Below are 10,031 nucleotides of genomic sequence, written 5' to 3' on the forward strand. Positions count from 1 at the left end.
CTTACTTTTTAAAACTCTGATTATTTTTTATTTACATTAAGAACAATTCTTTTTGTAAGTATTTTTTGAAGATAAAAATAGTACTTTATTTATTACAAAATAGTAAGCTTTTAAAACTTAAAAAAGACGGAATTAATTGATCATTTTTTTAGTCTAAATCATACTCCAATATTAGTTCCCAAAACTGACCAACAATTATTGATGATGATTTCAATTCTACAATTTCCGTGAGGCCGACACTTTACAAGAAAAAAGCTTAATTATATCTGCATTTTCACAATAGGGACTTCATTTCATGTACGTTCAATTTTATAAATCATAATTTTTAAATTATTAATTTACACATCTTACTTTCTCATATTCAAACCACTCAAAATCTTCTCCGAGATTTATGAATTTCATATTTGTGATTTGGTAATTTTCAGCCTATATTTGCTATCGAATAAAAAGAATATGGAACAATTTGTAGTATCGGCTCGTAAGTATCGCCCGCAGACCTTTAAGGATGTTGTGGGACAAAAAGCCATTACAAACACTTTGTTGAATGCTATTGACAGCAATCACCTTGCTTCTGCTCTTTTATTCACAGGACCTCGTGGAGTTGGAAAAACGACCTGCGCACGTATTTTGGCTCGAAAAATAAATCAGCCTGGATATGATGATCCTAATGAAGATTTTGCATTTAACGTTTTTGAGTTGGATGCGGCTTCAAACAACTCGGTTGATGATATTCGTAATCTTATTGATCAGGTTCGAATCCCGCCGCAAACCGGGCAATACAAAGTTTATATTATTGACGAGGTGCATATGTTGTCTTCGGCTGCTTTTAATGCTTTTCTAAAAACATTAGAAGAACCGCCAAAACATGCTATTTTTATTTTAGCGACGACAGAAAAGCACAAGATCATTCCGACGATTTTATCTCGTTGTCAGATATTTGATTTTAAAAGAATTACAGTAAAAGATGCTAAAGAACATTTAGCAGATGTTGCTCAAAGTCAAGGAATCAATTTTGAAGACGATGCTTTGCACATTATTGCTCAAAAGGCAGATGGCGCAATGCGTGACGCTTTATCTATTTTTGACCGTGTGGTTTCATATTGCGGAACAAACTTAACACGTCAAGCTGTAACTGAAAATCTAAACGTATTAGATTACGAAACTTACATCAGCATTACTGATTTGATTCTGGAAAATAAAATCCCAGATCTTTTAATAGCTTACAACGATATTCTGTCAAAAGGTTTTGACGGGCATCATTTTATTGCTGGTTTAGCATCTCATTTTAGAGACTTGTTAGTTAGCAAAACTCCTGCAACTATTTCTTTATTAGAAGTTGGAGAACAAGCACAGCAAATGTATAGTGTTCAATCTCAAAAATGCTCTCAAGAATTTTTATTAAAGGGAATTGATATTGCAAATGATTGTGATTTAAAATATAAATTGAGTCAAAATCAACGTCTTTTAGTTGAATTATGCTTGATGCAGTTAGCCTCTATCAACTTTGATGGAGAAAAAAAAAGTTGAGCAATACATAATCCCGCCTACTTATTATAAAAACGGAAGTTTTTCTATTGTTGAAGTTCAAAGTCCATCCCAAAGTATCGGGACGAAAGTCGAAAGTCAAACTGAAACTTTAAAAACAGAAGAAAAAGTCAATACTGATTCTGTCGTTGCAAATACTGCTATTCCAGAAACACCAAAAGTTCAAACTCCTAAAGTTGAAACTCCAAGAAATGAAACTGGAGGCGAACCAAAAGTTTCTGCCTTTTCTTTGGCTAGTATTCGCAAGAAAAAAGAATTAGAGCAAAGTGGTAAAACTTACGTTAAACCCACATCTATTCTACCTATTGAAGAGTTTACCGAAACTGAAATGCTTGTGCAATGGAATAAATATGCAGAGCGTTTAGGTCAAAAAGGCCTGAAGATTATGGAGTCGATCTTGTTAATCAACGATCCTGTTTTAAATGGAACCAACATTACTTACGAACTTCCAAACGAAGGTTCTAAGCTAGAATTCGAAAGTCAGATGAATGCGCTTTTAGGGCATTTAAGAGGTCACCTGCACAATCACGATATCACAATTGAAGTAATTGTAAATGAAAAACTCGAGACTAAAAGAAGTTTTAACGATCAAGATAAATACAATCGTTTGCATGAAATAAATCCAAACATTGAGCTTTTACGTTCAACATTTGGATTAGATTTACCTGGATAGTTTTATACTCTTTTCATTGCGAATTTTCGCAAAATTGTTTTTACAAGAAAACAGCAATTAACTTTAGCAGCATTATTTATTTAAAAGCCCGAAATTATAAACTTTTTCAAGCCATTTTTTTCTTTGACTTTCTTTTGCAGTTTTTATTATTCCGATATAACTTACTTTTACTGGTTTTACACCGCAAAATTCTAAAGTAGATTTCTTTAATTGATTCACACTTGGTCTTCCAAAAAACAATCTGTAGTACCAGCCGGGCTGATCTAGAGTTGTGATAATATGCGCTGTTTTTCCTTTTAATAATTTATCCCACCAAACAGAATTTTCTCTATACTGAAATGCCATTCCAGGTAAAAATAATCGATCTATAAAGCCTTTTGTAATTGCAGGAAGTCCACCCCACCAAACTGGATGTACCCAAACTAAATGATCGGCTCTTTGAATTTTTTCCCACGATTCTAATAAATCGGGCTCTAATTCGGTTCGTTTTTGATATCCGAATTTTAAATTTGGATTAAAATTCAGCGCTGCAATTGTAATTGTTTCCACAACTGCTCCAGAAGCTGATGAGCCTTTTTGATATTCGGCAGCCATGGCAAAATTAAAGCTGTCCGGATTTGGATGTCCATTTATAATCAGTATTTTTTTCATGCTTTTCTTTTTTCAAAAATACTTTTTGCCCGTTTTCTTTTACTAGACAAATGTCCTAAAAAAAGCTAAACACAAATTTAAATTCGGACCGATCTTTTCCTCCAAATAAAAAAAATGAGCGGCTTAAAAAACAGCTTTTCTAATTCGGCTTAAATGTCTAGGTGTAACTCCTAAATAGGATGCTAAATATTGTAACGGAATCAGTTGAAGATATTTTTGGTGATTTCTAAAAAGTGCTTCATAACGTTCTGCACCAGATAATTTTTGAAAATCAACCATTCGTTTTTGAAGATTTACAAACTCCATTTCGGTTAACTTCCTGCCTATTTCCTGCCAGTTGTAACTTGATTTATAAAGTTTTTCTAATGCATTTCTATCTAAAACCTGCAGTTCTGTATCAACCAATGCTTGAATATTTTCTTCGGCTTTTTCTTGTGTTATGAAGCTGGCAAATGACGCCATAAAATCATTTTCAAAAGCAAAACAATTGGTGATTTCATCACCTTTATGATTCATAAAAAAGGAACGAAGAATTCCTTTTTCTATAAATACAATTTCGTTAGAAACCTGATTTTCTTCCAGTAAAAAATCTCCTTTTTTGAGTTTTCTAAACGTGATTAAATCATCTAAATGTGATAATTCTTCATTGGATAAATCCTGAATGGATTGAAAAACAGCTTTCATTTATAGTATTAAAATTACTCTTTTAAGAAAAAATTCTTTCAATTCTTTTATCTGGAATAAGCCATAACATCGCAACTATAAAATAAGCGGCTCCAGAAATAATAACATTATAAAAGGAAGCTGCGATACCAATTACATATAAAACTGCTGAAGCTTTTCCTTTTAAATCTCTTCCTAAAGCTTTGGCTAAAGCCGAATTTTTCCCCTCAACATCAAGAACTGTTTTTTGTAGGATTACATAAGAAATCGCGCAAAGCAGCAGAATAATACCATACAAAGCCATTGCTGCTTTTTCAAAATTATGTTCTCCCATCCAGCCTGTTGAAACTGGAATTAAAGAAAGCCAAAATAGTAAATGCAGATTACTCCAAAGAATTTTTCCGTTTACTTTCGATAAACCATGAATTAAATAGTGATGATTATTCCAGTAAATTCCAACATAAATAAAACTCAAAATATAACTTAGAAATTTTGGTATAAGAGGCTTCAAGTCAGCAAACTCATGGCCTTGAGGTACCTTAATCTCTAAAATCATAATAGTTATAATGATCGCTAAAACACCATCACTAAAGGCTTCGAGTCTAGTTTTATTCATGTAGTTAAAGTATAAAGTTTGCCACGAATTTCACTAATTTTCACTAATTTTTCAATAAAAACTAAAAAAACAATTCGTGAAAATTCGTGAAATTAGCGGTAAAAGAATATTAAAAATTAAATTTTTCCGTAGTACATTGCTTTTACAATACCATCTGAAAGTCCAATTTTAGGAACGTATATCTGGCGTGCTCCACTCCATTTCATTGCATTAAGATAAATTCTTGTTGCGTGAATAATTACGTCGGCACGATCTGAATTTAATCCTAATTCGGCAATTCGTTGTTCGTAAGTAAGTGAATTTAAAAACGCATATTGCGAATTTATATAGATATAGGAAAGCGGTTTTTCTTGCTGTTTTCCAGACATTTTAAACAACTTATTGATGTTTCCACCAGAACCTATAAGAGTTACTTCGTCGTAATCTGCGGTATTGGTTTTAATCCATTTTTCAATTTCATCCCAAACTACATCGTGCACCATATTATTTAATAAACGAACGGTTCCTGCTTTAAAAGATCTGGAATTAATCAATTTTCCGTCAGAGAATAAAGTAAACTCAGTACTTCCACCTCCAACATCAACAAACAAATAGGTTTCATCTGTTTTTAGTAAATGATGCAAATCTGTTGAAGCTATAATAGCAGCTTCTTTTTTACCATCAATAATCTCGATTTTTATGTCGGCTTTTTTCTTAATTAGAGCTACAACCTCTTTTGCATTGTATGCCTCGCGCATTGCCGAAGTTGCAAACGCCATATAGCGTTCTACTTTATGTACTTTCATCAAAAGATTGAATGCTTTCATCGCATCAACCATTCGATCTATATTTTCTTCTGAAATTTCACCTACTGTAAAGGCATCTTGTCCCAAACGAATTGGCACACGAACAAGTGAACTTTTGTTAAACTGCGGTTCTTTGCCATCTTGCTCTACAACATTCGATATCAGAAGCCTCATGGCATTTGATCCAATATCTATTGCTGCAAATTTCCTTATATTAATCATGCTCACTTTATGATTTGAAATTGTTTTTGTTATTATTGATTTACTTTTTGTGGAATTTCTTCGAACTTTTTAATTTTATTCTGATAATATTTATAGGTTTCAAACTGTGCTCTAAACGATGCATGATGATTTCGGGGTTTGTACTTATTGTCTAATTTATAAGAATGGTATCTTACTTTAACGTTTCCTTTCCAAGCAATATTAAAGTTATCGATTAATTCTTTTTTAATTTCAAGATCATAAATTGGGCAGGTTACTTCTACTCTTCCGTCAAGATTGCGGGTCATAAAATCGGCAGAAGAAATATACACTTCATTAAGGCCAGCATTTCCAAAAATATAAACTCTTGAGTGTTCTAAGTAATTATCAACAATACTTATAGCTTCAATGTTTTCGCTCATTCCTGGAATTCCCGGAATCAGAGAACAAATTCCTCTTACCTGCAGCTGAATTTTTACGCCTGCATTACTTGCTTCGTATAATTTATCGATCATTTTAAAATCAGATAAACTATTCATTTTTAACTTAATGTGTGTTTTTCTTCCAGCTAAAGCGTGCAGAATTTCACGATCGATAAGTTTTACAAATTTTGACCTTGTATAATGCGGTGATACTATTAAATGTTTGTATCTGTGTACTCTATAATTTATATCGAAAAATTCGAATATTTTGGTAACATCTTTCAAAATACCTTGATTACAGGTAAACAAAGTAACATCTGTATAAATTTTTGCCGTTGCTTCATTAAAATTTCCTGTAGAAATAAATCCGTAGCGGCGTGTTTTTCCTTCTTCAAGTCTTTCTATAACGCATATTTTACTGTGTACTTTAAGACCTTTTATTCCAAAAATAAGTTCAATTCCTTCGGTCTGCATTTGCTCTGCATAAGAAATATTGCTTGCTTCATCAAAACGCGCTTGAAGCTCGATTTGAACTACAACTTTTTTTCCGTTTTTAGCCGCATTAATTAATGAACTAATAATTTGCGAATTCTTTGCCAGTCGATATAAAGTAATTTTGATACTAGTTACTTTTGGATCTAAGGCTGCTTCACGCAAAAACTTGGTTAAATATGAAAATGACTGATAGGGCGCGTGTAATAAATAGTCTTTTTTACTAATTTTTTCTAATATGCTTCCGCCAAGGCTTAAACCTGGAATTGGCAGAGGTTCGTTTGGTTTGTATAATAAATCGTAGCGTCCTAAATTAGGAAAACTCATATAATCACGGCGATTATGATATCTTCCGCCAGGAATTATACTATCTGTTTCAACAATTTTCATCTTATCTAAAAAGAACTGCAGCGTATCATCTTCAATTAAATTATCATAGATAAAACGAACTGGCTCGCCTATACGGCGGTCTTTTACAGATGTTGCGATTTTTTCAAGCATACTTTTACTCAAATCACTGTCAATATCTAACTGTGCATCACGAGTAATCTTGATCATATGTGCTGAAACACTTTTATAATCAAATATGTTAAAGATGTTTTTTAGGTTGTAACGAATAACATCGTCAATTAAAATTACATACTGTTTTTCATCTTCAGACGGAAGAACAACAAATCTGTTGATCGTTTTTGGAATTTCTATAACAGCGTAACGAACTTCATTGTTAGTCATTTCTAAACGAACGGCTAGATATCCTAAAGTGTCTTTTAAAACAGGGAATTCTGCCAAATCATTCAATATAATAGTTACCAATTCTGGACTTAATTTTTGCATAAAAAAGTCTTTCAGGAAACTTTCCTGATTTTTGGTAATTTGATCTTCGTTTATAATAAAAATATTCTCTGTTTCAAGTTCAGCTTCAATATTTCCTAGAATACGTAAGCTTTCTGATTGCTGTTGAATTACAATTTCGGTAATATCCTTAATTAATTGGTGTGCCGAAACTCCGCCTAAGTATTTTTCACCAGAAATTCCAGAGAGACTTAATCTTCTAATTGCGGCATAACGAACTCTAAAAAATTCATCTAAATTGTTTGAAAAAATTCCAACAAAACGCAATCTGTCTAAAAGGGGAACCGTATTATCACCCGCTTCCTGAAGTACTCTTGCGTTAAACGCTAACCAGCTTTTTTCTCTATCGATATATTTTTGTTCGTACACTATATTTATTTTAAATCTTTGGGGAAAATTGTTTTATGGGTTTTGCCTTTATTAATAGTATCCCAGCTTTCTGAATCAAACTGTAAAGATACAAAGCCTGAGGTTGGGACATTTTCTATAAAAACATCCCCAAATTTATTAACAAAATTTGTAATAGCCTCGTTATGTCCAAAAAGAATAACGCTTTCGAAACTATTATCACATGATTTAATAACCTTTTCGAGTTGTTTATCATCAAAAGTATAAAGGTCGTCTTTATAAACAATACTTTCTATAGGATATGAAATGTTTTGTGCAAAAATTAATGCCGTTTCTGAAGCTCGTGCCGCAGTACTGCTCCAAATAATATATGTTTTTGGAAGATATTTCGAAATAGTAGCAGAAACATCATGCGCATCTATAATTCCTCTCTTCATCAGTGGCCGATCAAAATCTTTTAGAGGAGCTTCCCAACTTGATTTAGCATGACGTATTAAAATTAAATTTTTCATAAGCCGAAGATTTGAAACCTCAAAAAGAGGTCATTATTTTTTTTAAGTTCTAATTTACAAAAGATATTTTAAACCTTCTCAATTTTTTATTAGTGTTAACATTTTAAGTAAATTTTAACAAGAATAATTAATTCCATGACTTTTAAAACTTATAAAACCGTCTTTAGATTTTTATCTAAAAAAATGTACTTCACCTATTAAACAATACAGTTCGTCGATATTTTGCAAATCAGTAAAATTTTAACTAAATAACTGATTATTAATCATTTACACTATGTTTAAAAAATGATTTTAAGCCAAAAAGAGAAAAAATATGACTATTAAATTCACCAATATTTGGCAAAAAAAATATTTTTTTCATGCCTTTTTTGATAAAAAAAGAGCACTTAAACGAGTTTTTAGGTTAGTTACAGAGAAAAAAAAACAAATCCAAAAACTCTACTATAATTTTGATTGTGTTAACATTTTACAAAAACCACAAAAACAAAATCCTAATATATGAGAACTAAATCTACTCTACAAAAAGTGGGAAAATTGATTGAATGTTGTAAGTATATTTTCCCCTTTCAAAAAAGAACTCAGAACGGAGATGTTCCTAAAATTAATTTAAAATCTATTTTTATAATGATTTTAGGTATCGTGTTCTATTCTTCGACTGTCTCCGCACAGGAAGTTCCTGTGCGAATTGGGAACACCCTGTCTACAAACAAGGCCGCATCAAAAACCACTGCAAAAACTGCTGCCATTAGTGCATTAGCTGCTGCTGGTTCAATAGATGTTGCCAATGCAGCAGCAGGTTATAATGGCTATACTGCCGATCAATTAGTTCGAAATGTTTTGACCTCAGGCTGTTTAACCATTAGTAATGTTCGCTTTGGTTATTACAAAAAGAACAACAACAATAGCTGGACCTGGAATAATCATTCTTGGTCAAATACTGCTGGAGATCGCCAGTTAGGGTATTACAGTAAGGCAACCTCGACATTTCCTATTGATGAAGGTATTCTTTTATCTACAGGAAAAATAAGCTCTGCAATGGGACCTAATACCTATACCAACAAAACGGATGAAATGGTAAATGATGCCAGCGATCCCGATTTAACTGCAATTTCTGGTAAAACAATGCATGATGCATCAATATTAGAATTTGACTTTATTCCTGATGGAAATTTAGTTGAATTTAAATTTGTTTTTGCATCAGAAGAGTACTTGGAATATGTTCATACTGCTTTTAATGATGCCTTTGGATTTTTCTTAAGTGGTTTTGGAATTACTGGAACTTATACCAACAATGCTATAAATCTTGCGCAGCTCCCAAATGGTGACGCAGTAACAATTAATAATATACACTCTGCAGGATCAAATGAAGACGGCAATTCTTTTCCAGATCATAATGTCGCTTATTATGTAAATAACCCGCCAGGTTCTGCTACTATGGAATTTGATGGATCAACAGTAGTTTTAACTGCAACATATGCTGTTACAGCAGGAAAAAACTACAAAATAAAAATGGCAATTGCTGATGCCTCTGACCAAAAATGGGACGCGGGTGTATTTTTAAAAGCAAAAAGTTTTGCAACAAATACATTAGTTATCACCAATCCGGCGCCAGTTTGCGTTAATGGAACTTCGAATCTTACCTTGCCGGCAATTACTGCAGGAAGTACTACTGGTTTGACTTATACTTATTGGACAGACTCTGCTGCAACTATTCCTTATAACACACCAACTGCAGCTCCTGTTGGAACTTATTACATCAAAGGAACTAATACCCAATCGGGATGCTCAGACATTAAACCTGTGGTTGTGAGTCAAACCAATATCGTTATTACTGAAACTACGGCATCTCACGTCGATGTCAAATGTAAAGGAGCTACAACTGGAGCTGCTACTGTAACAGCTTCTGGCGGAACAGGTCCTTATACATATTCTTGGAACACAACACCAATTCAAACTAGTGCAACCGCAACAAACTTAGCTGCTGGTACCTATACCGTGACTGTAACCGATTCAAAAGGATGTAGTAATACTAAACAAATAACAATTATACAACCAACAGACGGTATTACTATCACAGAAACTTCTAAAACAGATGTGAAATGTTTTGGACAATTAACTGGAGCTATCGATTTGACTGTAACTGGCGGAACTGGAACATACACTTATTCTTGGAAAAAAGACACCAATGCAATTGCAGCAACTTCTCAGGATTTAACTGGAATTGGCGCTGGAACTTACGAAGTAACGGTAACAGATGCTAACGGATGTACT

Annotated in this window: 9 protein-coding genes; 3 read left to right on the forward strand and 6 right to left on the reverse strand. The window is 32.9% G+C overall.

Translation table 11 applies throughout. The features are described 5' to 3' along the window. Positions 1-453: 453 nt before the first annotated feature. Together dnaX and BOW55_RS21480 are read left to right on the forward strand one after the other, a co-directional pair. Positions 454-1,527, forward strand: coding sequence for a DNA polymerase III subunit gamma/tau (gene dnaX, locus BOW55_RS19895; RefSeq protein WP_129026123.1), 1,074 nt, complete (start codon positions 454-456; stop codon positions 1,525-1,527). Next, positions 1,508-2,218, forward strand: coding sequence for a DNA polymerase III subunit gamma/tau (locus BOW55_RS21480; protein WP_241686634.1), 711 nt, complete (start codon positions 1,508-1,510; stop codon positions 2,216-2,218). The genes dnaX and BOW55_RS21480 overlap by 20 nt, the downstream gene beginning before the upstream one ends. Before the next feature lie 72 nt (positions 2,219-2,290). Here BOW55_RS21480 and BOW55_RS19905 read toward each other — a convergent pair whose 3' ends face one another. From BOW55_RS19905 to BOW55_RS19930, 6 genes are all read right to left on the reverse strand, one after another. Then, positions 2,291-2,869 carry an NAD(P)H-dependent oxidoreductase gene (locus BOW55_RS19905; RefSeq protein WP_129026125.1) on the reverse strand — a complete coding sequence of 193 codons (579 nt, stop codon included), beginning with the start codon at positions 2,867-2,869 and terminating at the stop codon, positions 2,291-2,293. 123 nt (positions 2,870-2,992) lie between these two features. Continuing rightward, a complete protein-coding gene (locus BOW55_RS19910; protein ID WP_129026127.1) occupies positions 2,993-3,553 on the reverse strand; it encodes a Crp/Fnr family transcriptional regulator in 561 nt (186 codons plus the stop codon). A 22-nt stretch (positions 3,554-3,575) separates the two neighbouring features. After that, on the reverse strand, positions 3,576-4,148 hold the full coding sequence (locus BOW55_RS19915; protein WP_089056046.1) for a TMEM175 family protein: 573 nt from the start codon (positions 4,146-4,148) through the stop codon (positions 3,576-3,578). 116 nt (positions 4,149-4,264) lie between these two features. Further along, entirely contained in the window at positions 4,265-5,155 is an 891-nt protein-coding gene (locus tag BOW55_RS19920) for a Ppx/GppA phosphatase family protein (RefSeq protein ID WP_129026129.1), read from the reverse strand. Between the two features lie 32 nt (positions 5,156-5,187). Further along, positions 5,188-7,269 carry a polyphosphate kinase 1 gene (ppk1, locus tag BOW55_RS19925; protein ID WP_129026132.1) on the reverse strand — a complete coding sequence of 694 codons (2,082 nt, stop codon included), beginning with the start codon at positions 7,267-7,269 and terminating at the stop codon, positions 5,188-5,190. Positions 7,270-7,274: 5 nt separating this feature from the next. Next, positions 7,275-7,760 (reverse strand): histidine phosphatase family protein, encoded by a 486-nt coding sequence (locus BOW55_RS19930; protein WP_129026134.1) that lies wholly within the window; start codon positions 7,758-7,760, stop codon positions 7,275-7,277. A gap of 498 nt (positions 7,761-8,258) precedes the next feature. Here BOW55_RS19930 and BOW55_RS19935 point away from each other — a divergent pair. Beyond that, a partial coding sequence (locus BOW55_RS19935; RefSeq protein ID WP_206733634.1) for a choice-of-anchor L domain-containing protein occupies positions 8,259-10,031 on the forward strand: 1,773 nt, incomplete at its 3' end.

It is taken from the genome of Flavobacterium sp. YO12, assembly GCF_004119495.1.
In the GTDB taxonomy this organism is placed as follows: Bacteria; Bacteroidota; Bacteroidia; order Flavobacteriales; family Flavobacteriaceae; genus Flavobacterium.